Annotated in this window: 19 protein-coding genes, 1 pseudogene and 1 riboswitch; of the genes and pseudogenes, 6 read left to right on the forward strand and 14 right to left on the reverse strand. The window is 73.4% G+C overall.

Annotated elements, in window-relative coordinates; translation table 11 throughout:
* The first annotated feature begins 42 nt into the window (after positions 1-42).
* Positions 43-1,479 carry an MFS transporter gene (locus ABT381_RS15150; protein ID WP_351593249.1) on the forward strand — a complete coding sequence of 479 codons (1,437 nt, stop codon included), beginning with the start codon at positions 43-45 and terminating at the stop codon, positions 1,477-1,479.
* Here ABT381_RS15150 and ABT381_RS15155 read toward each other — a convergent pair.
* Both ABT381_RS15155 and cobN read right to left on the reverse strand, forming a co-directional pair.
* Positions 1,463-2,962 (reverse strand): SulP family inorganic anion transporter, encoded by a 1,500-nt coding sequence (locus ABT381_RS15155; protein ID WP_351593252.1) that lies wholly within the window; start codon positions 2,960-2,962, stop codon positions 1,463-1,465. The two genes, ABT381_RS15150 and ABT381_RS15155, sit on opposite strands and share 17 nt — an antisense overlap.
* Before the next feature lie 108 nt (positions 2,963-3,070).
* The gene (cobN, locus tag ABT381_RS15160) at positions 3,071-6,718 is read right to left on the reverse strand and encodes a cobaltochelatase subunit CobN (RefSeq protein ID WP_351593255.1); all 3,648 of its coding nucleotides are present in this window, start codon (positions 6,716-6,718) and stop codon (positions 3,071-3,073) included.
* Positions 6,719-6,787: 69 nt separating this feature from the next.
* Positions 6,788-6,943, reverse strand: a riboswitch (cobalamin riboswitch).
* Positions 6,944-6,986: 43 nt separating this feature from the next.
* On the opposite strand from cobN, the gene cobG reads away from it, so the two are divergent.
* The 3 genes from cobG to ABT381_RS15175 are packed head-to-tail and all read left to right on the forward strand — an operon-like array spanning position 6,987 to position 10,611.
* Entirely contained in the window at positions 6,987-8,438 is a 1,452-nt protein-coding gene (cobG, locus tag ABT381_RS15165) for a precorrin-3B synthase (protein WP_351593258.1), read from the forward strand.
* The gene (locus ABT381_RS15170) at positions 8,435-9,082 is read left to right on the forward strand and encodes a precorrin-8X methylmutase (RefSeq protein ID WP_351593261.1); all 648 of its coding nucleotides are present in this window, start codon (positions 8,435-8,437) and stop codon (positions 9,080-9,082) included. The genes cobG and ABT381_RS15170 overlap by 4 nt, the downstream gene beginning before the upstream one ends.
* Positions 9,079-10,611 carry a precorrin-2 C(20)-methyltransferase gene (locus ABT381_RS15175; RefSeq protein WP_351593264.1) on the forward strand — a complete coding sequence of 511 codons (1,533 nt, stop codon included), beginning with the start codon at positions 9,079-9,081 and terminating at the stop codon, positions 10,609-10,611. Before ABT381_RS15170 ends, ABT381_RS15175 begins: the two co-directional genes overlap by 4 nt.
* 87 nt (positions 10,612-10,698) lie before the next feature.
* Here the strand turns inward: ABT381_RS15175 and ABT381_RS15180 are convergent, their stop codons facing one another.
* Positions 10,699-11,481 (reverse strand): cobalt-precorrin-6A reductase, encoded by a 783-nt coding sequence (locus ABT381_RS15180; protein WP_351593266.1) that lies wholly within the window; start codon positions 11,479-11,481, stop codon positions 10,699-10,701.
* An 11-nt stretch (positions 11,482-11,492) separates the two neighbouring features.
* Here ABT381_RS15180 and ABT381_RS15185 point away from each other — a divergent pair, with 11 nt between their 5' ends.
* Positions 11,493-12,647 carry a cobalt-precorrin-5B (C(1))-methyltransferase gene (locus ABT381_RS15185; RefSeq protein WP_351593269.1) on the forward strand — a complete coding sequence of 385 codons (1,155 nt, stop codon included), beginning with the start codon at positions 11,493-11,495 and terminating at the stop codon, positions 12,645-12,647.
* Positions 12,648-12,681: 34 nt separating this feature from the next.
* Here ABT381_RS15185 and cobM read toward each other — a convergent pair whose 3' ends face one another.
* Both cobM and cbiE read right to left on the reverse strand, forming a co-directional pair.
* Positions 12,682-13,431 (reverse strand): precorrin-4 C(11)-methyltransferase, encoded by a 750-nt coding sequence (gene cobM, locus ABT381_RS15190; RefSeq protein ID WP_351593272.1) that lies wholly within the window; start codon positions 13,429-13,431, stop codon positions 12,682-12,684.
* The gene (gene cbiE, locus ABT381_RS15195) at positions 13,428-14,762 is read right to left on the reverse strand and encodes a precorrin-6y C5,15-methyltransferase (decarboxylating) subunit CbiE (RefSeq protein WP_351593275.1); all 1,335 of its coding nucleotides are present in this window, start codon (positions 14,760-14,762) and stop codon (positions 13,428-13,430) included. The genes cobM and cbiE overlap by 4 nt, the downstream gene beginning before the upstream one ends.
* 262 nt (positions 14,763-15,024) lie before the next feature.
* Between cbiE and ABT381_RS15200 the strand changes: the two genes are divergently transcribed.
* A complete protein-coding gene (locus ABT381_RS15200; protein WP_351593278.1) occupies positions 15,025-16,827 on the forward strand; it encodes a S9 family peptidase in 1,803 nt (600 codons plus the stop codon).
* A gap of 108 nt (positions 16,828-16,935) precedes the next feature.
* Here ABT381_RS15200 and ABT381_RS15205 read toward each other — a convergent pair whose 3' ends face one another.
* From ABT381_RS15205 to ABT381_RS15245, 9 genes and pseudogenes are all read right to left on the reverse strand, one after another.
* The gene (locus ABT381_RS15205) at positions 16,936-17,871 is read right to left on the reverse strand and encodes an SURF1 family protein (protein WP_351593281.1); all 936 of its coding nucleotides are present in this window, start codon (positions 17,869-17,871) and stop codon (positions 16,936-16,938) included.
* Positions 17,872-17,976: 105 nt separating this feature from the next.
* Positions 17,977-19,353, reverse strand: a complete 1,377-nt coding sequence (locus ABT381_RS15210; protein WP_351593284.1) for a DUF4232 domain-containing protein — start codon at positions 19,351-19,353, stop codon at positions 17,977-17,979.
* Positions 19,350-19,925, reverse strand: a complete 576-nt coding sequence (locus tag ABT381_RS15215; protein ID WP_351593287.1) for a SigE family RNA polymerase sigma factor — start codon at positions 19,923-19,925, stop codon at positions 19,350-19,352. The genes ABT381_RS15210 and ABT381_RS15215 overlap by 4 nt, the downstream gene beginning before the upstream one ends.
* A gap of 562 nt (positions 19,926-20,487) precedes the next feature.
* On the reverse strand, positions 20,488-21,585 hold the full coding sequence (locus ABT381_RS15220) for an aspartate-semialdehyde dehydrogenase (RefSeq protein ID WP_351593290.1): 1,098 nt from the start codon (positions 21,583-21,585) through the stop codon (positions 20,488-20,490).
* An 80-nt stretch (positions 21,586-21,665) separates the two neighbouring features.
* The gene (locus tag ABT381_RS15225; protein ID WP_351593293.1) at positions 21,666-22,937 is read right to left on the reverse strand and encodes an aspartate kinase; all 1,272 of its coding nucleotides are present in this window, start codon (positions 22,935-22,937) and stop codon (positions 21,666-21,668) included.
* 505 nt (positions 22,938-23,442) lie between these two features.
* Positions 23,443-24,102 (reverse strand): DUF5063 domain-containing protein, encoded by a 660-nt coding sequence (locus tag ABT381_RS15230; protein ID WP_351593296.1) that lies wholly within the window; start codon positions 24,100-24,102, stop codon positions 23,443-23,445.
* Complete coding sequence (gene recR, locus ABT381_RS15235) at positions 24,095-24,694, reverse strand: recombination mediator RecR (RefSeq protein WP_351593298.1); 600 nt, start codon at positions 24,692-24,694, stop codon at positions 24,095-24,097. Before recR ends, ABT381_RS15230 begins: the two co-directional genes overlap by 8 nt.
* Positions 24,695-24,869: 175 nt before the next feature.
* Positions 24,870-25,229 carry a YbaB/EbfC family nucleoid-associated protein gene (locus ABT381_RS15240; RefSeq protein ID WP_351593301.1) on the reverse strand — a complete coding sequence of 120 codons (360 nt, stop codon included), beginning with the start codon at positions 25,227-25,229 and terminating at the stop codon, positions 24,870-24,872.
* A gap of 197 nt (positions 25,230-25,426) precedes the next feature.
* Positions 25,427-25,804 (reverse strand): annotated as a pseudogene (locus ABT381_RS15245) (DNA polymerase III subunit gamma and tau); the annotation flags it as partial.

Raw genomic sequence — 25,804 nt, forward strand, 5'->3', positions numbered from 1 at the left:
GCGGGCGGCGGGGGGCGGCCGGTGGGTCGTACAAAGGGTTCCGTGACCAGTACCGATGCCGCCGGGCTCGCCCCAGCCCCGCCCGCCCCCGCTTCGTCCGCCCCTCGCCGCTACGGCCTGCGGACGGCGCTGATGATGACCGCCTCGGGCTGGAGCGCCAACCAGTTCGCCGCGCTGCTCGGCGCCTACCGGGCCGGCGCCGGGCTGTCGGATGCCGCGGTCAACGCGCTGCTCGCGGTGTACGCGGTGGGGCTGATACCGGGGCTGCTCGCCGCGGCCCCGCTCTCCGACCGGTACGGACGGCGCCCGGTGGCGCTCGGTGCCCTCACGCTCAACGCGGTGGCCACGCTGCTGCTGATGTTCGGCGCCGGCTCGACGCTCTGGCTGGCGCCCGGCCGGCTGCTCACCGGGATCAGCGCGGGGGCGCTGCTGGCGGCCGGCGGGGCCTGGGTGAAGGAGCTCTCCTCGCCGCCGTACGCGCCGGCGGGCGCGGAGACGGTGGCCGCCCGGCGTTCCGGCGTCTTCGTCTCGCTGGGCTTCGCCTCGGGCGGGCTCGCCGCCGCGCTGATCGCCCAGTGGGCGCCCCACCCGATGGTGCTCGCCTATCTGCCGCATCTGGTGCTGGCGGTACTCGCCCGGGGGCTTGCCCAGGGGAGCCCGGAGACCTGGCCAGCCGCCGCCGACCGGGCCGCCGCGGGCGTCGGGGCCGCCGCGGGCGCCGCGGGCCTCGTGGGTACCGGCTCCGGCCGTACCGCCGCGGGCACGGACCCCGGCCGTACCGCCGCGGCCCCGGACTCCGCCCGACGCACACGTACCCGTACCCGCACCCGCACCCCCCTGGCCCGCCCCGGCTTCTGGCGGGCCGTGTTGCCGATGGCGCCCTGGGTGTTCGCCGGGCCGATGGTCGGGTTCGCCACGCTTCCCGGGCTGGTGGACGGGGGGCTGCGCGGCTGGGAGGTGGTGTACGCAGGGGTGGCGACCGCCGTCGTCCCCGGTGCGGGGGTGGCGGTCCAGCCGCTGGCGCGGCGGCTGAGCGCGCGCAGCCGGCTGCTCAGCTCGGTCGCCGGGCTGCTGGTGATGGCCGCGGGCTTCGTCCTCGCCGGGCCGGCTGTCGTGCACCAGCAGCCGGTGCTCGGCCTGGTCGCCGGGGCGGTGCTGGGTGCGGGGTACGGGCTGGTCCTCACGTACGGCCTGGGCACCGCCGCCGCCCTCGCGGCGCCCGCCGGGCTGGCCCGCCTCACGTCGTACTTCTGGAGCCTCGCCTACCTCGGGATGTTCGCCCCGCTGCTGCTCAGCACGCTCAGCGGCAGCTTCCCGATGCCCCGTCTGCTGGCCGGCGCCGCGGTACTGGCGGTGCTGTGCTGCGCCCTGCTCGTCCTGCTCAACCGGCCCGGCAACCGGCCCGGCCGCGCCGGGACCCGGTCGGGCCGGTCGGGCCGGTCGAGGCGCGACGCGGCGCCTGTCAGTGGGCGGCCGTGAGTTCGCCGCTGAGGGTCTTGTGGAGCCGGGCGCTGGGCTCGTTCAGGCCGATGACCTCGACGGTCTTGCCGCGCTGGGAGTACTTGCTCTCGATCGCGTCCAGGGCGGCGACGGAGGAGGCGTCCCAGATGTGGGCGGCGGTCAGGTCGATGACGACCTTGTCCGGGTCGCCGGCGTAGTCGAACCGGGTCACCAGATCGTTGGACGAGGCGAAGAAGAGCTCGCCGGTGACGGAGTAGACGACCTGCGTGCCGTCGGGGTCGGTGACCGCGGTGACGTCGGCCACGCGCGCGACGCGGCGCGCGAAGACGACCATCGCGGTGACCGAGCCGACGACCACGCCGATGGAGAGGTTGTCGGTGGCGACCACGACGGCGACGGTGAGCACCATGACCGCCGTCTCGCCGGCCGGCATGCGCTTGAGCGTGGCGGGCCGGACGGAGTGCCAGTCGAAGGTGCCGACCGAGACCAGGACCATCACGGCGACCAGCGCGGCCATCGGGATCTTCGACACGACCGGGCCGAGGACGATGCAGAGGATCAGGAGGAAGAAGCCGGCGAGGAAGGTGGACAGCCGGGTCCGGGCGCCGTTCTTGACGTTGATCATCGTCTGGCCGATCATCGCGCAGCCGCCCATGCCGCCGAAGAAGCCGGTGACGATGTTGGCGATGCCCTGGCCGATGGATTCGCGGGTCTTGTCGGAGCGGGTGTCGGTGATCTCGTCCACCAGCTTCGCCGTCATCAGCGACTCCATCAGCCCGACCAGCGCCATCGCCAGCGCGTAGGGGGCGATGACGGTGAGGGTGTGGAGGGTGAACGGGACGTCCGGGAGGCCCGGTACGGGCAGCGAGGAGGGCAGCTTGCCCTTGTCGCCGACGGTGGGGACGGCGATCCCGGCCGCCACGGTGATGACCGTGAGGATCACGATGGAGACGAGCGGCGCGGGCACGGCCTTGGTGACCTTGGGGAAGCACACCATCAGGGCGAGACCGGCCGCCACCAACGGGTAGACCGCCCACGGCACGTCGCGCAGATTGGGTATCTGGGCGGTGAAGAGCAGGATGCCCAGCGCGTTGACGAAGCCGATCATCACCGAGCGCGGTACGAACCGCATCAGCTTCGCCACGCCCAGCGCGCCGAGGACGATCTGGAAGACGCCGGCCAGGATGACGGTCGCGATCAGATAACCGAGGCCGTACTCGCGGGTGACCGGCGCCACGACCAGGGCCACGGCGCCGGTGGCGGCGGAGATCATCGCGGGCCGGCCGCCGACGAAGGCGATCACCATGGCCATGGTGCAGGCCGCGAACAGCCCGATCTTGGGATCGACGCCGGCGATGACCGAGAAGGAGATCGCCTCCGGGATCAGCGCGAGGCCGACGACCAGGCCGGCCAGTACCTCGGTACGGAAGACCTTCGGGGACAGCCACGGCGGACGGAAGCCGCGCAGCCGGGCGGCCGGGGAGAGCGCAGGGGAGGACAAGGAGGAGGGGACCTGTCGTATTCGGGCACGCCCGGCGTCGGGCGGGGGCGTACGGGAGGCGTGGGGGAGGGGCGAAGCGCCCTCCCCCACGATACGACGAGGCCGGGCTCAGCCGTCGCCCTCCAGGTCGCCCTCCGTCTCCAGGTAGATCTCGCGGAGCGCTTCGAGCGCGGCGGGGTCGGGCTCGGCCCACATGCCGCGCGACTCCGCCTCCAGGAGCCGTTCGGCGATGCCGTGCAGCGCCCAGGGGTTCGCCTCCTGGAGGAACGCGCGGTTCTCCGGGTCCATGACGTAGGCCTGGGTGAGCTTGTCGTACATCCAGTCGGCGACGACGCCCGTGGTCGCGTCGTACCCGAAGAGGTAGTCGACCGTCGCGGCCAGTTCGAAGGCGCCCTTGTAGCCGTGGCGGCGCATCGCCTCGATCCACTTGGGGTTCACCACGCGGGCACGGAAGACGCGGGAGGTCTCCTCGACCAGGGTGCGGGTGCGGACGGTCTCCGGTCGGGTGGAGTCGCCGATGTACGCCTCCGGTGCCGTGCCCTTCAGCGCGCGCACGGTGGCCACCATGCCGCCGTGGTACTGGAAGTAGTCGTCCGAGTCCGCGATGTCATGCTCGCGGGTGTCGGTGTTCTTCGCGGCGACGGCGATGCGCTTGTACGCCGTCTCCATCTCCTCGCGGGCCGAGCAGCCGTCCAGGCCGCGGCCGTACGCGTAGCCGCCCCACACCGTGTAGACCTCCGCGAGGTCGGCGTCGGTGCGCCAGTCGCGCGAGTCGATGAGCTGGAGCAGGCCCGCGCCGTACGTCCCCGGGCGGGAGCCGAAGATACGGGTGGTGGCGCGGCGTTCGTCACCGTGCTCGGCGAGGTCGGCCTGCGCGTGCGCCCGTACGAAGTTCTGGTCGGCGGGCTCGTCGAGGCCGGCCACCAGGCGTACCGCGTCGTCCAGCAGGCCGATGGTGTGCGGGAAGGCGTCCCGGAAGAAGCCGGAGATGCGCAGGGTGACGTCGATGCGGGGGCGGCCCAGCTCGGCGAGCGGGACCGGCTCCAGGCCGGTCACGCGGCGCGAGGCGTCGTCCCAGACGGGGCGGACGCCGAGCAGCGCGAGGGCCTCCGCCACGTCGTCGCCCGCGGTGCGCATCGCGCTCGTGCCCCACAGGGACAGGCCGACCGAGGTGGGCCAGTCGCCGTTGTCGGTCCTGTACCGCTCCAGCAGCGAGTCGGCGAGCGCCTGTCCGGTCTCCCAGGCGAGCCGCGAGGGGACGGCCTTGGGGTCGACGGAGTAGAAGTTGCGGCCGGTCGGCAGGACGTTGACCAGGCCGCGCAGCGGCGAGCCGGAGGGGCCCGCCGGCACGAAGCCGCCCTTCAGGGCGTGCACGACGTGGTCGAGTTCGGCGGTGGTGCCGGCGAGGCGCGGGATGACCTCGCGGGCGGCGAAGTCGAGGATGTCGGCGACCTGCTGCCCGTGGTCGGCGGCCACGTCGGCCACCGCCGCCGGGTCCCAGCCCGCGTCCTCCATCGCCTGGACCAGGGTGCGGGCCTGCTCCTCTGCGGCGTCGGCGGTGGTGCGGGTGGCCGCGGACTCGTCCAGGCCGAGCGCCTCGCGCAGGCCGGGCAGGGCGGAAGTACCGCCCCAGATCTGCCGGGCGCGCAGGATCGCGAGGACCAGGTCGACGCGGGGCGCGCCGGCCGGCGCGCCGCCCAGTACGTGCAGCCCGTCGCGGATCTGGGCGTCCTTGACCTCGCACAGCCAGCCGTCGATGTGCAGCAGGAAGTCGTCGAAGCCGTCGTCGTCCGGGCGGTCCTCCAGACCGAGGTCGTGGTCGAGCCGGGCGGCCTGGATGAGGGTCCAGATCTGCGCGCGGATGGCGGGCAGCTTGGCCGGGTCCATGGACGAGATCTGCGCGTACTCGTCGAGCAGCTGCTCCAGGCGCGCGATGTCGCCGTACGAATCGGCGCGGGCCATCGGCGGTACGAGGTGGTCGACGAGGGTGGCGTGGACACGGCGCTTGGCCTGGGTGCCCTCGCCCGGGTCGTTGACCAGGAACGGGTAGATGAGGGGGAGGTCGCCGAGGGCTGCGTCCGGGCCGCAGGCCGCGGAGAGACCCGCGTTCTTGCCGGGCAGCCACTCCAGGTTGCCGTGCTTGCCCAGGTGGATCATGGCGTCGGCGCCGAAGCCGCCGTCCTCGGCAGCGGCGGCGATCCAGCGGTAGGCCGCCAAGTAGTGGTGCGAGGGCGGCAGATCGGGGTCGTGGTAGATCGCGATCGGGTTCTCGCCGAAGCCGCGCGGCGGCTGGATGAGGATCAGCAGATTGCCGCGGCGCAGCGCGGCCAGCACGATGTCGCCCTCGGGGTTGCGGCTGCGGTCGAGGAACATCTCGCCGGGCGCCGGGCCCCAGTGCTCCTCGACGGACTTGCGCAGCTCGGCGGGGAGGGTCGCGTACCAGCGCTTGTAGTCGGCGGCCGGGATGCGGACGGGGTTGCGGGCCAGCTGCTCCTCGGTGAGCCAGTCCTGGTCGTGGCCGCCGGCCTCGATGAGCGCGCGGATCAGCTCGTCGCCGTCGCCGGAGACCAGGCCGGGGATCTCCTCCTCGGGCCCGAAGTCGTACCCCTCCTCCCGGAGGCGGCGCAGCAGCTCGACGGCGGAGGCGGGGGTGTCCAGGCCGACCGCGTTGCCGATGCGGGAGTGCTTGGTCGGGTACGCGGAGAGCACCAGCGCCACCCGCTTGTCGGCGGGCGCGATGTGGCGCAGCCGGGCGTGGCGTACGGCGATGCCGGCGACCCGCGACGCGCGCTCGGGGTCGGCGACGTACGCCGGGAGGCCGTCCTCGTCGATCTCCTTGAAGGAGAACGGCACGGTGATCAGGCGGCCGTCGAACTCGGGCACGGCGATCTGGCTGGCCGCGTCCAGCGGCGAGACGCCCTCGTCGTTCTCCTCCCAGTCGGCGCGCGAACCGGTCAGGCAGAGCGCCTGCAGCACCGGCACGTCCAGGCCGGTGAGGGCCCCCGCGTCCCAGGACTCGTCGTCGCCGCCGGCCGAGGCCGTCGCGGGCTTGGTGCCGCCTGCCGCGAGCACCGTGGTGACGATCACGTCGACGGCGCGCAGCGCGTCGATCAGCTCGGGCTCGGGGGCGCGCAGGGAGGCGACGTACAGCGGCAGCGGGCGGGCGCCCGCGTCCTCGATCGCGCCGCACAGCGCGTCCACGAAGGCGGTGTTCCCGCTCATGTGGTGGGCGCGGTAGTAGAGCACCGCAACCGTGGGGGCGTCCGGGGCGACGTCCTTACGGGCCGTGCGCTCCAGCGGGCCCCAGGAGGGCGCGGCGGCCGGCGGCTCGAAGCCGTGGCCGGTCAGCAGCACGGTGTCGGAGAGGAAGCGGGCCAGCTGCTCCAGGTTGGCCGGGCCGCCGTGCGCGAGGTAGGCGTGCGCCTCGGCGGCGATGCCGACCGGGACGGTCGAGGCGGCCATCAGCTGGGCGTCGGGGGCCTGTTCGCCGGTGAGCACGACGACGGGGCGGCCGTCGGCGAGCAGCTGGTCCAGGCCCTCCTGCCAGGCGCGGATACCGCCGAGGAGGCGTACGACGACCAGGTCGCAGCCGTCCAGCAGGCCGGGCAGCTCGTCGAGGTCCAGCCGGGCGGGGTTGGCGAAGCGGTAGCCGACCGGACCGCTCGCCGCGCGGGCGCTGAGCAGATCGGTGTCGGAGGTCGACAGGAGCAGGATCCTGCGGTGCTCGGGGGCGCTGTCCTCGGACGAATGCAGCATGCGGCGTCGGGCCTTCCTCGGGGTCCGCGCCCCGGGCGGTGTCGGAATGGATCTCCCCCGCCCGGGCGGAGCCGAGTGCTGGGGAAGGGGAGTTCCTGGCTCACCCGGCCGCTGGGGCCGGGCTCACAGTGGCGGGACCGCGCCGGATTCGCACCGGGCTTCCTCCCCTGTCGCCGTCGCCGGCGATGATGACGGACCGGATGGCCCGCCGTGAGCATAGTAAGGGCCGCTCCCCGAGCGCGGGGCGGACGCCCGGGACGGGGTCGGTATGCTCGCCGCCATGCCCACGGCGACCAACCCTCCACCTCGGGACGAACCCCCCATACCGGTTCGCTCCGACGCCTGCCCGGGCACTTTGCGGCTGCACATGGCGGACGACGGTGCGCTGGCCCGCGTCCGGGTGCCCGGCGGCGTACTGACCGCTCCTCAGGCGGCCGCGCTGGCCGACGCGGCGGTCCGCCTCGGGGACGGCGCGCTGCACCTCACCTCGCGCGGGAATGTGCAATTGCGCGGCCTGGACGGCGACTGCGGCGCGGCCCTGGCGGGCCTGCTCGACGCGGCCGGACTGCTGCCCTCGTACCGCCACGAACGGGTACGCAACGTCGTCGCCTCCCCGCTGTCCGGCCTCGACGGCGCCGGACACGCGGACGTACGCCCCTGGTTGCGCGCCCTGGACGGCCTGTTGTGCGCGAGCGAGGCCGCGACCGCGCTCTCCGGACGCTTCCTGTTCGCGCTGGACGACGGGCGCGGGGACATGGCGGCGCTGGGGGCGGATGTGACATTGATCGCCTCGGGGGGCGACGCGCTGCTGCACGTGGGGGCGGCGGACGGCGCCCTTCGGGTGCGCGGTGCCGACGCTCCTCGGGGCGCGCTGTGCGCGGCCGAGGTGTTCCTGGAGGCGGCGGCGGAGATCGGCTCCCGTACGTGGCGGGTGCGCGATCTGCCGGACGGCGCGGGCCCGTTGGTGCGCACGACGGCCCGCCGACTGGAGACGGCCGGCATTCCCTGCACGTATGTGGCGAGCGCCTCGCTGCCTACGGAGGCGGCGCCCGCCCCCGGGATCGTCGACGGCCCCGTCGGCCACCGGGCGCTGTCCGTCCTCGCCCCCCTCGGCACCCTGACCGCCGACCAGTGGCGGCTGCTGGCCGACGCGGCCCGCGCGGACGGCGCCGGTGAAGTACGGCTGACCCCGTGGCGCGGCGTGGTCGTGCCCGGCCTCGACGGCCCCACCGCCGACGCCCGGCTGCGCGACCTGGCGGCGGCCGGCCTGATCACCGACGCCGCCTCCCCCTGGCACGGCGTCGGCGCCTGCATCGGCCGCCCCGGCTGCGCCAAGTCGCTGGCCGACGTGCGGGCGGACGCCGCGACGGCGCTCGGGACGGGCGGCGGGCTGCCCGTGTACTGGTCGGGCTGTGCGCGCCGCTGCGGTCACCCGCAGGGCCACTGGGTGGACGTGGTCGCCACCCCCGAGGGCTACGAGGTCGACGGGTACCGGGTCGCGGCGCGCGAAGTGGCTCTGCGTACTGTCGTGAGCGACGCCGCAGACATGAACGTGTCTTCAGGTGTATCTGATGTACCGGACCTAGGTGATGCACCGGTCCTTTCTGATGCACCGGTTCCTCCCGATGCGCCGGGCACTTCCGATGTACCGGATCTTGCCGTCGCCGTGGCGGCAGCGCGCACGACCACAGCGACCACAGCGACCACAGCGACGAGATGAGCGAGAGCACCGTGTTCGACTACGAGAAGGACGGGGCGGAGATCTACCGCCAGTCCTTTGCCACCATCCGCGCGGAGGCGGACCTCGCGGGGCTGCCCGCGGACGTCTCCCAGGTCGCGGTCCGGATGATCCACGCCTGCGGCATGACCGATCTCGTCCGCGACCTCGGGTACTCCCCGGACGTGGTGGCCCGCGCCCGTAAGGCGCTGCACGCCGGCGCGCCCATTCTGTGCGACGCGCAGATGGTCGCCAGCGGGGTCACCCGCAAGCGGCTGCCCGCCGACAACGCCGTGGTGTGCACCCTCTCGGAGCCGGGCGTGCCCGAACTGGCCGAGAAGCTGGGCACCACGCGCAGCGCCGCCGCGCTGGAGCTCTGGCGCGACCGCGGCCTGCTGGAGGGCTCGGTGGTGGCCGTGGGCAACGCGCCGACCGCCCTGTTCCGGCTGCTGGAGATGGTCGCGGAGGGCGCGCCGCGCCCGGCGGCCGTCCTCGGCATACCGGTGGGCTTCATCGGCGCGGCCGAGTCGAAGGACGCCCTCGCGGCGAACACGCTGGGCCTGGACTACCTGGTGGTGCGGGGCCGTCGCGGCGGCAGCGCGATGGCCGCGTCCGCCGTCAACGCGATTGCGAGCACCGCGGAATGAGCACCCCCACGGAGAGCGGCGCCGCTCCTCTGAACAGCGGCGGCACCGGGAAGCTGTACGGGGTCGGGCTGGGCCCCGGCGACCCGTCGCTGATGACCCTGCGGGCCGTCGAGGCCATCGCGGAGGCGGACGTGGTGGCGTACCACAGCGCCCGGCACGGCCGGTCCCGCGCCCGGGCGATCGCCGAGCGGCACCTGCGCCCCGACCACATCGAGGAGCTGCTGCGCTACCCGGTCACGGTCGAGACGACGGACCACCCCGGCGGCTACCGGGGCGCGCTGAACGACTTCTACGAGGAGGCCGCCGCCCGGCTGGCGGCGCACCTCGACGCGGGCCGCACGGTCGCCGTCCTCGCCGAGGGCGACCCGCTCTTCTACGGCTCGTACCAGCACATGCACAAGCGGCTCGCGCACCGCTACCCCACCGAGGTCGTCCCCGGGATCACCTCGGTCAGCGCGGCCGCGGCCCGGCTCGGTGAACCGCTCGTCGAGGCCGAGGAGACGCTGACGATCGTGCCGGGCACGCTGCCCGAGGACGAGCTGACGGCCCGGCTGGCCGCCGCGGACTCGGCTGTCGTGATGAAGCTCGGCCGCACCTTCCCGACCGTGCGCCGCGCCCTGGAGCGCACGGGGCGGCTGGCGGACGCACGGTACGTGGAGCGCGCGTACATGGACGGCGAGCGCACGGCTGCGCTGGCGGACGTGGACCCGGATTCGGTGCCGTACTTCTCGGTGGCCGTACTGCCGTCGCGCGTGGACACCGGGCCCGCGGTCCCTGAGTACGGCGAGGTGACGGTCGTCGGCACCGGCCCTGCCGGGGCGCCCTGGCTGACGCCCGAGTCGCGCGGCGCCCTCGACAACGCCACCGACCTGGTCGGCTACACGACCTACCTGGACCGGGTGCCGGTCCGGGCAGGGCAGGAGCGGCACGGCTCGGACAACAAGGTCGAGTCCGAGCGCGCGGAGTTCGCGCTGGACCTGGCGCGGCGGGGGCGGCGGGTGGCCGTCGTCTCCGGCGGCGATCCCGGGGTGTTCGCGATGGCCACCGCCGTGCTGGAGGTGGCGGCGCAGGAGGCGTACGCGGACGTGCCCGTACGGGTGCTGCCGGGCGTGACCGCGGCGAACGCGGCGGCCGCCCGCGCGGGCGCTCCGCTCGGCCACGACTACGCCACGATCTCCCTCTCGGACCGGCTCAAGCCGTGGGAGGTGATCGCCGAGCGGCTGGCCGCCGCGGCCGCGGCGGATCTGGTCCTGGCCCTGTACAACCCCGGTTCGCGCAGCCGGACCTGGCAGGTGGGCAAGGCCCGCGAGCTGCTCCTGGAGCACCGCGCGCCGGACACCCCGGTGGTGCTCGGCCGGGACATCGGCGGCCCCGAGGAGAGCGTCCGCATCGTACGGCTGGCCGACCTGGACCCGGCCGAGGTCGACATGCGCACGCTTCTGATCGTCGGCTCCTCGCAGACGCAGACCGTACGGCGCGAGAACGGCGAACAGATCGTCTGGACTCCGCGGCGGTACCCGGAGGACTGAGCCGGGCTTCGGGGGCGGCGGCTGCCTTTCGGGAGCGACGGCTGCCCTTCGGGGACAGCGGCTGTTTTTCGGGTGGCGCCCCCGGGGTCACGCCTCCGTGCGGAACGCGCCGCCCAGGTGCTCCGCCAGCCAGCGGACGGCCTGTTCCGGGCCGTCCGCGACGGGGACGCCGGCCGGGGCCGCCGGGCGGCGGACGACGACCACCGGGACGCCGGCCTCGCGGGCGGCCGTGAGCTTGGGCGCGGTGGCCGCTCCCCCGCTGTCCTTGGTGACCACCACGTCGATCCGGTGCGCGCGCAGCAGCGCCCGTTCCCCGTCGAGGGTGAACGGGCCGCGGTCGAGCAGCACCTCCATGCGCGGCGGGCACGGGCCCTCGGGCGCGTCCACGGACCGCATGAGGAACCACAGGTCGGCCAGGTCCGCGAAGGCGGCCAGGCCCATCCGGCCCGTGGTGAGGAAGACCCGCCGGCCCAGGTCCGGGAGGAGCGCCGCGGCCTCCTGGAGCGAGCCGGCCGAGTGCCAGTCGTCGCCGTCCCCGGGGGCCCAGCCGGGACGGCGCAGCGCCAGCAGGGGAACATGGGCCATGTCTGCGGCCGTCGCCGCGTTGAAACTGATCGTTCCGGCGAAAGGATGGGTGGCGTCGATGAGCACGTCCACCTGGTGCGCGCGCAGCCACTGGGCCAGCCCCTGCGCACCCCCGAAGCCGCCGATGCGGACCTCGCCCGGCGGCAGCACAGGGCGGGCGACACGGCCCGCGAGCGAGGTCGTCACGCGTACGTCGCCGGCCTGCGGGCCGTCGGCCAGCGCCGCGGCGAGACGGCGGGCCTCCGTCGTCCCGCCGAGTATCAGTACGTGCGTCGCGGCGTGCATCGGGACCTTCCATGAGTGAGGCGAGTGGCGGGCGCAGCGCCCAACTCAAGCACACCGGTCTGCGGCCCGGCTGGACGACCGGCGCCTGCGCGACGGCGGCGGCCACCGCCGCGTACACCGCGCTGCTGAGCGGCGACTTCCCCGACCCGGTGACGATCACGCTGCCCAAGGGGCAGACGCCCGCCTTCGCGCTGGCGGTGGAGGAGCTGACCGAGGACCGGCCCGGGAAGGCGCCTGGGGGGCCGTCGGGGCGCCGGGCGACGGCCGGCGTGGTCAAGGACGCCGGCGACGACCCCGACGTCACGCACGGCGCGCTGGTCCGCGTCACCGCACGCGCCCTGCCGCCCGGCTCCGGCGTGGTCTTCAAGGCCGGACCGGGCGTGGGGACGGTGACCCGCCCCGGCCTCCCCCTCGACGTCGGCGAGCCGGCCATCAACCCGGTACCGCGCCAGATGATGCGCGACCACCTTGCCCAGGTCGCCGCGCGCCACGGGGGCGGCGAGCCGGACGTCGAGCTCACCGTCTCGGTCGACCACGGCGAGGAGATCGCCCGCTCCACCTGGAACCCGCGGCTCGGCATCCTGGGCGGCCTGTCCATCCTCGGGACGACCGGCATCGTCGTGCCGTACTCGTGCTCGGCCTGGATCGACTCGATCCGGCGCGGCGTGGACGTGGCCAGGGCGGCCGGCCGTACGCACGTGGCCGGCTGCACCGGCTCGACGTCCGAGAAGACCGTGGTGGCCGAGTACGGCCTGCCCGAGGACGCCCTCCTGGACATGGGCGACTTCGCGGGCGCGGTACTGAAGTACATCCGCCGGCACCCGGTCGACCGGCTCACGATCTGCGGCGGCTTCGCCAAGCTCTCCAAGCTGGCCGCCGGCCACCTGGACCTGCACTCCGCCCGCTCCCAGGTCGACAAGGGCTTCCTGGCCGGGCTGGCCCGGCAGGGCGGCGCCGACGAGGCGCTGGCCACGGAGGTCGCGGCCGCCAACACCGGCCTCGCCGCGCTCCAACTGTGCGCGGCGGCCGGAGTCCCACTGGGCGACCTGGTGGCGGCCACCGCCCGCGATCAGGCCCTCGAAGTGCTGCGCGGCGCCCCCGTGGCGGTCGACGTCATCTGCATCGACCGCGCGGGCAACGTGGTGGGGCGCAGTACGGTGCGCTGACGCACGGCCTCCTGGGACACGTGGCCCGCGGGCGTCAGCACACGTGACGGTCGCGCTCCGCCGAGTACAGGTGGCTGTCCCGGAACTGCTCGGCGCCCAGCGTGCGGCCGACGATGATGACGGCCGTACGGACGATCCCCGCCGCCTTCACCTGGTCCGCGATGTCCTCCAGGGTGCCGCGCAGCACGAGCTCGTCGGGCCGGCTGGCCATCGCGACCACCGCGGCGGGGCAGTCCGCCCCGTAGTGCGGCAGCAGCTCTTCGACGACCCGGTCCGCGTACCGGGCGGCGAGGTGCAGCACCAGAAGGGCACCGCTGCGCCCCAGGGTGGCCAGGTCCTCGCCCTCGGGCATCGCGGTCGCCTGCTGCGCGATACGGGTGAGGATGACCGTCTGGCCGACCGTGGGCACGGTCAGCTCCCGCTTGAGCGCCGCCGCTGCCGCCGCGAACGCCGGTACGCCGGGCACCACCTCGTAGGGCACACCGGCCGCGTCCAGGCGCCGCATCTGCTCGGCGACCGCGGAGAAGACCGACGGGTCGCCGGAGTGCAGCCGGGCCACGTCGTGCCCGGCCTCGTGCGCGCTGATCACCTCGGCGGTGATCTCGTCGAGGTTCAGCTGCGCGGTGTCCACCAGCCGGGCGTCCGGCGGGCATTCGGCGAGCAGTTCGCGCGGTACGAGGCTGCCCGCGTACAGGCAGACCTGGCAGGCGGCGAGCGTCCGGGCACCGCGCACCGTGATCAGGTCGGCGGCACCGGGGCCCGCGCCGATGAAGTACACGGTCATCTGTCGTCTCCTGAGAGTGCTTCGTAGTCGTCGGTGCCTTCGGGCCGGCCGACTTCCTGGGAACGGCCGTCGCTTACGGGGTCCTTGCGCACGGCCCACTGGGTGACCGGCATGGCCTGCCGCCACCCGGTGAAGCCGCCCACCGGTACGGCGTGCGCGACGGCCAGCCGTACCAGCTCGCCGCCGTGCTTCCGGTACCAGTCGGCGAGCAGCGCCTCGGACTCCAGCGTCACGGTGTTGGCCACCAGCCGGCCGCCGGGCGGCAGCGCGTCCCAGCAGGCCGCGAGCAGCCCGGGGCGGGTCAGCCCGCCGCCGATGAAGACCGCGTCCGGTGCCGGCAGGCCGGACAGGGCGTCCGGGGCCGGGCCGGTGACGACCCGTAGGGCCGGTACGCCGAGCCGGTCGGCGTTGCGCCCGATGCGCTCGGCCCGTACGGAGTCGCGTTCGACGCAGACGGCGCGGCAGGAGCGGTGGGTCCGCATCCACTCGATGGCGATCGAACCGGAGCCGCCGCCGATGTCCCACAGCAGCTCGCCCGGGGCCGGTGCGAGCGCCCCGAGGGTGGCGGCGCGGACGTGACGCTTGGTCAGCTGCCCGTCGTGCTCGTACGCGTCGTCGGGCAGTCCGGGTACCGCGCCCAGGCGCAGCGCGTCCGGGGCGCGGCGGCACTCCAGGGCGATGATGTTCAGCGCGTCCCCCGGCGGGTGCGGCCAGTCCTCGGCGGTGCCGGTCAGGACGCGCTGCCGCTCGCCACCGAGCTGTTCGAGCACCCGCATCCCGCTCGGCCCGAAGCCCTGCTCCGCCAGCAGCCGGGCGACCTCGGCGGGGGTACCGGGGCCCGCGCTGAGGACGAGCAGCCGCCGGCCGTCGTGCAGGGCGGCGGACAGCTGCGCGGCCGGCCGCCCGACGAGCGTGACCACCTCGGTCTCCTCCACCGGCCAGCCCAGCCGGGCGCAGGCGTAGGAGACGGAGGAGGGGTGCGGCATGATGCGCAGCGCGTCCGTGCCGACCGCCCCGTCGCCGAGCACTTCGGTGAGCGTCCGCCCGATGCCGTAGAACATGGGGTCGCCGCTGGCCAGCACCGCGACCTTCCGCCCCGCATGGGCCGCGAGCAGGCCGGGCACGGAGGGCCGCAGCGGCGACGGCCAGGACACCCGCCGCCCCGCGCACTCCGCGGGTAGCAGGGCGAGTTGGCGCGGCCCGCCGATGACGACGTCCGCGTCCCGCAGCACGGTCTGCGAAGCGGACGGAATACCGCCCCACCCGTCCGCTCCGATCCCGACGACGGTCACGGCCGGTGGCGTGGGGGGTGGGGACGTGGCGGGGGTCACAGCCGGCTACCTCGGAGGTCGAGCGGGTTCGGAGCCGCACTCTACTGGCAGGACGCGGCGCCCCGGCGGCCGCCTCCTGACGGGACCGCGGACGCATCGCCGACGGCGTTGCGGATGGGCCTTTGGCGGTGCTGCGGACGGGTCCCCGACGACATCGGGAAAACACTGCCAACCCCACCGCTGACATGCCCGTGACGAAAGTTTTCCACAGGCGAGCGGGCGGCCCGACGCGATGTGCCCCGCCGGGCGCAGAATGGGTCGCATGACTGACGAGACCACTGCCATCACCGAGTCCATGCCGGACTGGGAGAAGCGCTTCCGGGCCCCGCGCGTCGGCCTTCCCGAGTGGGCCGAGGACGCCCCCGCGCGCTCCCTGTTCGTGTCGAACGCCACCGGCACCTTCGAGCTGTACACGTGGGACCGGGCCAGTGGTGCGCAGCGCCAGGTCACGGACCGGCCGAACGGCACGACGGACGGGACGCTCACCCCCGACGGCGAGTGGATCTGGTGGTTCTCGGACACGGACGGCGACGAGTTCGGCGTCTGGATGCGCCAGCCGTTCGGCGGCGGCGAGGACGAGCCGGCCGCGCCCGGTCTTGCCCCCTCCTACCCCGGCGGACTCGCCCTCGGCCGCGACGGCACCGCCGTCATCGGCCGCTCCACCGACGAGGAGGGCTCGACGATCCATGTCGTCCGGCCCGGCCAGGACCCGGTGGAGATCTACCGCCACCGCGAGTCGGCCGGCGTCGGCGCCCTCTCCCACGACGGCTCGCTGATCGCCGTCGAGCACACCGAGCACGGTGACGCGATGCACTCCGCGATCCGCGTCGTGCGCCCCGACGGCTCCACCGTCGCCGAGCTGGACGACACCAAGGGCGGCACCGAGGAGCTGGGCCTGTCGGTGATGGGCTTCGCCCCGGTCGACGGCGACGCCCGGCTGCTGGTCGGACACCAGCGCCGCGGCCGCTGGGAGCCGATGATCTGGAATCCGCTGACCGGCGAGGAGACCGCGCTCGCCATAGAGCTGCCCGGCGACGTCGGCGCCGACTGGTATCCGGACGGCTCGGCCCTGCTGGTGGAGCACGAGTTCCAGGCCCGCGGCGAGCTGTGGCGGTACGTGCCCGAGGACGGCGAGCTGACCCGCGTCGAGACCCCGACGGGCACCGTCTCGGGAGCGACGGCCCGCCCCGACGGCACGGTGGAGTTCCTGTGGTCCTCCGCGGCGCAGCCCCCGGAGGTGCGCTCCACGAGCGGCGCGGTCGTGCTCGACCCGCCCGGGATGAAGGCCCCCGGCTCTGTCCCGGTGACCGACATCTGGGTCGAAGGGCCGGGCGGCCGCATCCACGCGCTGATCCAGAAGCCGGCAGGCGAGGGCCCGTTCCCGACCGTGTTCGACATCCACGGCGGCCCGACCTGGCACGACAGCGACGCCTTCGCCTCGGCGCCGGCCGCCTGGGTGGACCACGGCTTCGCGGTCGTGCGGGTCAACTACCGCGGCTCGACGGGTTACGGCCGGGAGTGGACGGACGCGCTCAAGCACCGCGTCGGCCTGATCGAGCTGGAGGACATCGCCGCGGTCCGCGACTGGGCGGTGGAGTCCGGCCTCGCCGACCCGCGCAAGCTCGTTCTCTCCGGCGGCTCCTGGGGTGGGTACCTGACGCTCCTCGGCCTCGGCACGCAGCCGGATTCCTGGGCGCTGGGCCTGGCCGCGGTCCCCGTCGCGGACTACGTCACGGCGTACCACGACGAGATGGAGGCGCTGAAGGCGATGGACCGCACGCTCCTCGGCGGCACGCCGGAGGAGGTGCCGGAGCGCTTCGAGGCCTCGTCCCCGCTGACGTACGTCGACGCGGTCCGCGCGCCGGTCTACATCTCCGCCGGGGTGAACGACCCGCGCTGCCCCATCCGCCAGGTGGAGAACTACGTCGACCGCCTCAAGGACCGCGACCACCCGCACGAGGTCTACCGCTACGACGCGGGCCACGGCTCCCTGGTCGTGGAGGAACGCATCAAGCAGCTCCGCCTGGAACTGGACTTCGCCCGCCGCTACCTGGGAGACGTATGACCATTATCTGAGGGCCGGGGAGGGGGGAGGGGGCGGGGGGCGGGGGGGGGAGGCCCCCGGGAAGCGCTCCAACCGAGCCGGCCGGGCAGCCGCCCGCCGGGCCGCCCCTCAAGAGCCGGAACGGACCTTCGGCTCAGCACCGGACTCAGGAACGCTGCCCGACCCCGGCTCAGCCGCCGATCCCGGCTCAGCCGCCGATCCGGGCTCAGCTCCCGGCTCAGCCTCGGCCGCCGGCCCCGCTCCAGGCCCCTGCCCCGCTCCCAGTCCCTCCGTCGGGATGCCCAGTGCCGCGTCGCGGGCCGCTTCGGACTCGCGGCGGAAGAGGCGGAACCACATGAAGAGCACGAAGCCCGCGAAGACGAACCACTCGCCGGTGTAGCCGAGGTTCTGGAACGCCTTGAGGTCGAGTCCGCTGCCCTCGGCCGCGGCCGGCGGCACGGCCTTCATCGGCCCCTGGGCGTGAGAGACCGTGATCCAGGCGTCGTACACGTCGTACGGCACGATGTTGACCAGCGACGCCGCGCTGATCATGCCGAGCTGTCCCTGCGGCAGGCCGCCGCCGGTCTGTACGCCGTCCGTGCCCTGGTTCTCCGACGCCTGCAGCGCGCCGGTGACGGTCACCTCGCCATGCGGCGGCGCCGGTACCTTCGCCGTATCGGCCTTCGCGTCCGCGTCGCCCGGCAGCCAGCCGCGTACGACGGGCAGCGCCTTGCCGCCGTCCGTGCGCAGCAGCGTCAGTACGTAGAAACCGGTGCGCTCGCCGAGCTGCCGGCCGGGGACGAGCAGCTGGTGGCCGGTGTCGTAGTGCCCGGTCGCGGTGGCGCGCCGGCCGGAGGTGTTCTTGTCGACGGGCAGCAGCCGGGTCAGCGGGCGGGCGGCCGCGGTCTTGGCGTCGGCCGCCTGGTGTTCCTGCTGCTGGTGCGTGTCGACGCGGTCCTCGAAGCGGCTCAGCTGCCAGCTGCCCATGAAGACGCACACGGGGATCGCCAGCAGGACGAAGACGTTGATTCCCCACCATCGCGGGGTGAGCAGGAACCGGTACACACCATCAAAGGTACGGGCACGTGCCTCGTACCCGGACGGCGGGCCCGTACCTGACCCAGTACCGCCCCGCTCCCCGAACGACGGTCCTGCCGCCCGGCAGCGGCCCTACTGCCCCGGCAGCGGGCCCGTGCGGTACACCGTCCCGGCGCACGCGTCGTTGATCGTGGTGGCCGCGGCCGACGGCTCGCCGGCCTCCGGGGTGTGGCTGACCGCCACGCTGGCCGTTTGCGTACCGCCGTCCGCCGGCCCCTCGCTGCCGCCGCCCGCCTGGTCGCCGCTGCCGTCGGCCGAGGAGGGGTTCGCCGGCTCGCCGGAGCCCGCCCCCTCGGAGCTGCCGGGCGTCGGCGTACCGGGCGCCGCGCAGCCCGAAGGCCCGCCGCCCTCCGCCGGGATCCAGGCGAACTTCACTTCGTACGCCTGGCCGGGCTTCAGCACGATCTGGTCGGGGGCGACGGCCGGGTCCGGCAGGCCCGGCGCGGCGTCGCCCGCCGTGTGGTCGACGACCTGCACGCGGGTCGGGTCGGCGCTGCCCTGGGCGACGGCGATCACGCTGCCGCCGCCGTCGACCGAGCAGGTCGCGGTGGAGGTGTTGACGATCCGCAGGGCGCCGTAGACGCGGCCTTCGGCGTCGGGCGTGCCGAGGCTGCCGCTGCCGCTGCCGAGCTGGGCGCGCAGGCAGGTGGGCGAGGTGACGTCCATCGTCGCGGTCGGGTCGGCGGCGGGGCCGCCGGGCTCCTCGGCCCTGCCGTCCTTGGCCTTGCCCTCGTCCTTACCGGTCCGCTTGCCGTCCTTGTCGGTCTTCTTGCCGTCCTTGCCGGCCGGGCGGTCGCTGTGCCGTCGGCTCGTGCCGCCCTTGGTGCCGCCGGTGGTGACGTGCGCCTCGGAGCTGCTGGCGGCGTTGGCGCGGCGGTCGATGGCATCGTCTCCGCCGTTGGCGACGTGCAGCATGGCGGGCATGGCCGTACCGCCGAGGAGCAGTACGGCGGCCGCGCCGACCACGGCGTGCCGGCGGCGCCTGCGCCGGGCCGGTACCGCGCGGCGGAGCGTTTCGAGGGAGTCGGGGGACGGTGCCAGGTCCTGGACGGCGGACTGCAGGAGATTCCGCAGCTCGTCCTCGCCACCGCCTCCGGAACCACCGCCACCGAAGCCGGCCCCGCCGAGCCCGGTCCCGCCGAGCCCGGTCCCGTCGGACCCAGCCTCACCAAGGTCGGGCTCACCGAAGCCGCCGTCGGCGTCGGGCCCGCCACGCCCGCCGTCTCCCATGGCACTGTTCATGGCACCGTTGTCATCCGGCGGCGAAGCCGAAGCTCCGTGCGCTTCCCGCTGCGACTGCCCGTCCTCGCCGTGCGCTTCCCGCCGCGACCGTCCGTCCCCGCCGTGCGTTTCCCGCTCCGGCGGCCCGTTCTCCGGGCGCGCCGTTCCGTGCTGGCCCGGTGAGCCTTCCGATGCGGGCTCGTGCGGGCCGTGCTGCTTGCTGGTCATGCCGGAGCCTCCATGGCGACGCGCAGCGCCGCGATACCCCGTGAGCCGTACGCCTTCACCGAGCCGAGCGATATGCCCAGCGTCTCGGCGACCTGCGCCTCGGTCATGTCGGCGAAGTAGCGCAGCACGAGGACTTCGCGCTGGCGCCGCTGCAGACCGCGCATCGCCTTGATCAATTGGTCCCGTTCCAGCTGTTCGTACGCGCCCTCTTCGGCGCTCGCCATGTCGGGCATCGGCTTGGAGAGCAGCTTCAGCCCGAGGATGCGGCGGCGCAGTGCGGAGCGGGAGAGGTTGACGACCGTCTGCCGCAGATAGGCGAGGGTCTTCTCGGGTTCGCGTACGCGACCGCGCGCGGAGTGCACGCGGATGAACGCCTCCTGGACGACGTCCTCGCAGGACGCGGTGTCGTCCAGGAGCAGCGCGGCGAGACCGAGCAGGGAGCGGTAGTGCGCTCTGTAGGTCTCGGTGAGGTGGTCGACTGTCGTGCCCGCTGCCATCGCGTCGTCAGCGTTCCCGTGCTGGGACGGTGCCTGCGTGGGACGCGCGGCGGGCCAGGGGGCGATCACCGGCATGCCACCGGGGATGCGAGTACGCGACGGCCGCGCCACAGCCGCGCCGCCCGCGCTCCCAGGGCCGATTGCAATGCCGAGTACTTCTGCCACGCCTGTTGGACACGCTTCCCCCCGTCAGGGTTGTACGCGCAAGGCACCGTTTTTGGCGATGCGTTGAATGCCCTCATGCGTACCAGCTCTTCCCCGATGCCCCGTATTGCCCTTGCCCATAAGGGCGTTTTACGTACTTGCCGCGCCCCTCTCGAGGCCTTCGCCGTACGCCGTGCGTGCGCGTCGCCGAACCGTGCCGTGCCGAACGCCCAGGAGGGGCGGCGACAAAGACGCTCCCCGCGCGGCTGCGGTTGCAGCACGACGGGGAGCGAATGGCCGAGCGGTCCATCGGCCCTGATCAAGGGACCAGGACGCATGGTCCGCCCACAGGACCTTCACAAGTAATCATCGAATTATTACCCACCGGGCAGGCTCTTGGGGAGTGGGTTCTTCGAACTTCAAGTATTCCCTGACCGCCGGCTTCCGCCCGCCGGCTTTCGCCTGTCAGCTCCCGCCCATCAGCTTCCGCCCGTCAGCTGCCGTCCGTCAGCTCCGCCGCGACCACCTCGGCGATCTGCGCGGTGTTCAGCGCGGCGCCCTTGCGGAGGTTGTCGCCGCACACGAAGAGTTCGAGCGCGCGCGGGTCGTCCAGCGACCTGCGCACCCGCCCGACCCAGGTCGGATCCGTGCCGACCACGTCGGCGGGCGTGGGGAACTCCCCCTCCCCCGGGTCGTCGCACAGTACGACGCCGGGCGCCGCGGCCAGGATCTCGTGCGCCCCGGCCACCGTGACCTCGCGCTCGAAGCGCGCGTGCACGGTCAGCGAGTGCGTGGTGATCACCGGTACGCGGACGCAGGTCGCGGTGACCCGCAGGTCCGGCAGTCCGAGGATCTTGCGGGACTCGTTGCGGACCTTCAGCTCCTCGGAGGACCAGCCGTCCTCCTGGAGTGACCCGGCCCACGGCACGACATTGAGCGCCACCGGCGCGGGGAACGGCCCGAGATCGTCGCCGACGGTCCGCCGCACGTCCCCGGGTGTCGTCCCCAGCTCCGTACCGGACACCGCGGACAGCTGGCCGCGCAGCGCGTCGACGCCCGCCTTCCCGGCGCCGGAGACGGCTTGGTACGAGGAGACGATCAGCTCGCTCAGGCCGTACTCGGCGTGCAGCGCGCCCAGCGCGACGATCATCGAGAGCGTCGTGCAGTTCGGGTTGGCGACGATGCCGCGCGGCCGTACGCGGGCGGCGCGCGCGTTGACCTCCGGCACGACCAGCGGGACGTCCGGGTCCATCCGGAAGGCGGCGGAGTTGTCGACGACCACCGCGCCCTTGGCGGCGGCGATCGGCGCCCAGCGTGCCGAGACCTCGTCCGGCACGTCGAAGAGCGCGACGTCGATGTCGTCGAAGACCTCTTCGGCGAGCGCGAGGACCTCGGTCTCCGCGCCCCGTACGGTCAGCTTGCGCCCCGCCGAGCGCGGGGAGGCGACCAGCCGTACTTCGCCCCAGATGTCGGCGTGCTCGGAGAGAATGCCGAGCAGTACGCCGCCGACGGCGCCGGTCGCGCCGACGACGGCGAGGTTCGGCTTGCGGGCCGCACGGTCGTCCGCGCGGCCCGCCCGGGCCGCCGCCACCGGACCACTGTCCGGGAGCGGCGCCCCATGGGCCGGTGCCGGCAGCCCGTCGGCCGCCGGCCTCGGCCCATCAGCCGTTGTCATCGTCCGGTGCCGCCATAGACCACGGCCTCGTCGGAATCGGTGTCGAGACCGAACGCGCTGTGGACGGCCTGCACGGCCTCGTTGACGTCATCGGCACGCGTGACGACCGAGATGCGGATCTCGGAGGTCGAGATGAGCTCGATGTTCACGCCCGCGTTCGACAGCGCCTCGAAGAAGCCCGCCGTGACGCCCGGGTTGGTCTTCATACCGGCGCCGACCAGCGAGATCTTCGCGATCTGGTCGTCGTAGCGCAGCGAGTCGAAGCCGACCGACGGCTTGGTCTTCTCCAGCGCCGCGATGGCCTTGCGGCCCTCGGTCTTCGGCAGCGTGAAGGAGATGTCGGTCAGGCCCGTCGACGCGGCCGAGACGTTCTGCACGACCATGTCGATGTTGATCTCGGCGTCCGCGATGGCGCGGAAGATCGTCGCGGCCTCGCCCGGCTTGTCCGGTACGCCGACGACCGTGACCTTCGCCTCGGAGGTGTCGTGCGCGACGCCCGAGATGATCGCCTGCTCCATCGGCTGGTCCCCTTGCGGTTCGTTGCTGACCCACGTGCCCTTGAGCCCCGAGAACGAGGACCGGACGTGGATCGGGATGTTGTAACGGCGTGCGTACTCGACGCAGCGGTGCAGCAGCACCTTGGATCCGGAGCTGGCCAGCTCCAGCATGTCCTCGAACGAGATCCAGTCGATCTTGCGGGCCTTCTTCACGACCCGCGGGTCGGCGGTGAAGACACCGTCGACGTCGGTGTAGATCTCGCAGACGTCCGCGTCCAGCGCGGCGGCCAGCGCGACGGCGGTCGTGTCCGAGCCACCGCGGCCCAGGGTGGTGATGTCCTTCTTGTCCTGGGACACACCCTGGAAGCCGGCGACGATCGCGATGTTGCCCTCGTCGACGGACGTCTTGATCCGGCCCGGCGTGACGTCGATGATCCGTGCCTTGTTGTGCACGGAGTCCGTTATGACGCCGGCCTGGCTGCCCGTGAAGGACTGCGCCTCGTGTCCGAGGTTTTTGATCGCCATCGCCAGCAGGGCCATGGAGATCCGCTCTCCGGCGGTCAGCAGCATGTCGAACTCGCGGCCCGAAGGCAGCGGGGAAACCTCCCCAGCGAGATCGATCAGCTCGTCCGTCGTGTCGCCCATCGCCGAAACCACCACGACAACCTGGTTGCCGTTCTTCTTGGCTTCGACGACTCGCTTGGCAACGCGCTTGATGCCCTCGGCATCCGCAACGGATGAGCCGCCGTACTTCTGCACGACAAGGCCCACGTGTGCTCGCTCCTCGCAACTGTCTGTCGGAAGCCCGGGTCCCTGCGGGTTCCGCAGGTCTGCGGGCGTTTCCGGACCCCTGTACAGGGGCCATGCGGTCGGCTCAGTCTATCGAGCAGGCGGAATCCGCCTCGCCAATACCACATCGTGAGACACATTGCTCGCTACCTGATCGAAACGGTCGACGTGCCGGTCGGGATCGCCCTTCGACGACCGACCTCAGCGTCCACCGCTCTGACCCGGTACGAGACGTCCCGTGTCCTTCTTCCGAGTATCTCCCGAAATGGCCGGCGTGGCGCACCGTCGCGCCCGCTCGGCAGGCCACCTGCCCGCTCCGGCCGGGAGCACACGGAAACGACCCGGAAACGTAAGCCAGGTCACAGGGCGTGCGGTGTTACGGCGGGGCGTACAGGGGCACGCCAGGTGGCTCACGCCGCCGAGCGACCCGCCGTACCCGCTGTAACAGCCGTACTCGCCGTAGCAGCCGTACTCGCTGTAGCCGCCCTCACGCCTGGTGCAGGCCCAGCGGTCCGGCGATCTCCGCCGCCATGACCTTCCCGGCCTCTTCCTCCAGGTTCTCCTCGCCGTCGGCACCGCTGTCGGTGTCCAGACCGTCCAGCTCGTCCAGCGGCTGGTCCAGGCGTACGTGCGCGACCAGCGACTGCAGGGCGCGCAGCGTGGCGCTCGCCGTCGGGCCCCAGTTCGACAGGTACGAGAACTGCCACCACCACAGGGCCTCGCTGATCCGCCCGGCCCGGTAGTGCGCGAGGCCGTGCCGCAGGTCGGTCACGATGCCGGCGAGGTCGTCGGAGATCCGGCAGGCCACGGGCGCGCTGCGCGGTACGTACGGGTCGAACAGCTCGTTGTACACGTCCACCGGGTCCAGCAGCGTCGCGAACCGCTCGCGCAGCTCGTCCACGTCCGGCTCCGGGCCGATGTCCGGCTCGTACCGGTCCTGCGGGACGATGTCCTCGTGCGCGCCCAGCCGGCCGCCGGTGAGCAGCAGCTGTGAGATCTCCAGCAGCAGGAAGGGCACCGCGCTGTCCGGCTCGTCGCCGCGCGCCACTTCCGTGACCGCGACGATGAAGCTCTCGATCGAGTCGGAGATCTGTACGGCGAAGTCGTCCGGGTTCTGCGTGGCGTTGTGCAACGTGGGATCAGACATCGAGAAGTCTCCGTCCTTCGAAGGCCCGCCCGAGCGTGACCTCGTCGGCATACTCCAGATCGCCCCCGACCGGCAGTCCGCTGGCCAGACGCGTCACCTTCAGCCCCATGGGCTTGATCATGCGCGCGAGGTACGTGGCGGTGGCCTCGCCTTCCAGGTTCGGGTCGGTGGCCAGGATCAGCTCGGTGACCGTGCCGTCGGCGAGCCGGGCCAGCAGCTCCCGTATCCGCAGGTCGTCCGGGCCCACGCCCTCGATGGGGCTGATCGCCCCGCCCAGTACGTGATACCGGCCGCGGAACTCCCGCGTCCGCTCGATCGCGACGACGTCCTTGGGCTCCTCGACCACGCAGATGACCGCGGGGTCGCGGCGCGGGTCACGGCAGACCTGGCACTGCTCGTTCTGCGCGACATTGCCGCACACGGCGCAGAACCGGACCTTCGCCTTGACCTCCATCAGCGCGTTCGCCAGCCGGCGGACGTCGGTCGGCTCGGCCTGGAGGATGTGGAAGGCGATCCGCTGCGCGCTCTTGGGACCGACGCCGGGCAGCCGCCCCAGCTCGTCGATCAGGTCCTGAACCACGCCTTCGTACACGGAACGCTCTCTCCCTTGTCCTTGTCCCTCGCCCGGGCCCCGGTCCTGTCTCCGGTGGTCCTGGTCTCCGGTGGTCCTGTCCGCCTGCTCCGTACGCTAGTTGGCCTCCCCGCCGAAGGGGAGTCCGTCGTTCGGAGTCTCCTGGCCGGCTACCGACCGGATGGCCGGGTACCGATCAGAAGGGGAGGCCGGGGATGCCGCTGCCGCCGCCGAGGCCCTGCGCGAGCGGGCCCAGCTTGTCCTGCTGCAGCTTCTGCGCCGCGGCGTTGGCGTCCTGAACGGCGGCGATGACGAGATCCGCGAGGGTCTCGGCCGTCTCCTCGGGCGTCGCCGCCTCCGGGTCCACCGCCTTCGGGTCGATCTCCAGGCCCTTCAGCTCGCCGGCGCCGGTCACGGTCGCCTTGACGAGCCCACCGCCCGCCGACCCCGACACGGGCGTCTGCGCCAGCTCCTGCTGGGCCGCCGCGAGGTCCTGCTGCATCTTCTGGGCCTGCTGAAGCAGCTGCTGCATATCGGGCTGACCACCGGGGATCACTGCGGACTCCTGCCGTACGACTACAAATGGGTGCGGTAGCCCGAGCCTACGTGCTCCGTGGCCGCTGCGCCCTACGCCGCAGGAAGGAGTACGGATGTACGTCTCCTCCGGGCCGCCACGAGCCTGCGGCGATTACGGAAAGCGACATACAGCGGGTTGATCTTCACTTTCCGTTCCCCCCGGCCCCCGCCGCGGACTCACTCGTTGTTGTACTCCTCTATGACCGTCGCGCCGAGCTCGCGGACGATGAGGTCGTAGCCGCTGAGGGCGGAGTCGACGAGGTCGGCGTCGTCCTCGGCCGGCATGTCCTCCTCGATCGAGAAGGGCGGGGGCTCGGGCTCGCGGTACGCGGGCTCGGCGGCCGGAGCCTGCGCCTGCTGGGCACCGGCCGAGGCCACGGCCTGCCGGGCGCGCTGCGCGCCCTGACCGCCGCCCGCGCTCCCATGCTGGTCGGGTGCGCCCTGCGCGGGCGGGGCCGGTGCCGCGGCCTGCTGCGGGGGTCCGGCCGGGGCGCCGCCACCGCCGTAACCACCGCCGCCTCCGCCGCCGAAGCCGCCACCTGCGGGCGCACCGAC

Origin of the sequence: Streptomyces sp. NPDC000151 (assembly GCF_040301705.1) — a bacterium.
In the GTDB taxonomy this organism is placed as follows: Bacteria; Actinomycetota; Actinomycetes; order Streptomycetales; family Streptomycetaceae; genus Streptomyces.

What these genes read in the sequence shown, in the direction of transcription:
- ABT381_RS15175 (WP_351593264.1), top strand. Translation starts at nt 9,079, where the DNA reads ATGAGCACCCCCACGGAGAGCGGCGCCGCTCCTCTGAACAGCGGCGGC.
- ABT381_RS15210 (WP_351593284.1), bottom strand. Translation starts at nt 19,353, where the DNA reads ATGACCAGCAAGCAGCACGGCCCGCACGAGCCCGCATCGGAAGGCTCA.
- ABT381_RS15215 (WP_351593287.1), bottom strand. Translation starts at nt 19,925, where the DNA reads ATGCCGGTGATCGCCCCCTGGCCCGCCGCGCGTCCCACGCAGGCACCG.
- ABT381_RS15230 (WP_351593296.1), bottom strand. Translation starts at nt 24,102, where the DNA reads ATGTCTGATCCCACGTTGCACAACGCCACGCAGAACCCGGACGACTTC.
- cobM (WP_351593272.1), bottom strand. Translation starts at nt 13,431, where the DNA reads ATGACCGTGTACTTCATCGGCGCGGGCCCCGGTGCCGCCGACCTGATC.
- ABT381_RS15200 (WP_351593278.1), top strand. Translation starts at nt 15,025, where the DNA reads ATGACTGACGAGACCACTGCCATCACCGAGTCCATGCCGGACTGGGAG.
- ABT381_RS15180 (WP_351593266.1), bottom strand. Translation starts at nt 11,481, where the DNA reads ATGCACGCCGCGACGCACGTACTGATACTCGGCGGGACGACGGAGGCC.
- cobN (WP_351593255.1), bottom strand. Translation starts at nt 6,718, where the DNA reads ATGCTGCATTCGTCCGAGGACAGCGCCCCCGAGCACCGCAGGATCCTG.
- cobG (WP_351593258.1), top strand. Translation starts at nt 6,987, where the DNA reads ATGCTCGCCGCCATGCCCACGGCGACCAACCCTCCACCTCGGGACGAA.
- ABT381_RS15185 (WP_351593269.1), top strand. Translation starts at nt 11,493, where the DNA reads ATGAGTGAGGCGAGTGGCGGGCGCAGCGCCCAACTCAAGCACACCGGT.
- ABT381_RS15170 (WP_351593261.1), top strand. Translation starts at nt 8,435, where the DNA reads ATGAGCGAGAGCACCGTGTTCGACTACGAGAAGGACGGGGCGGAGATC.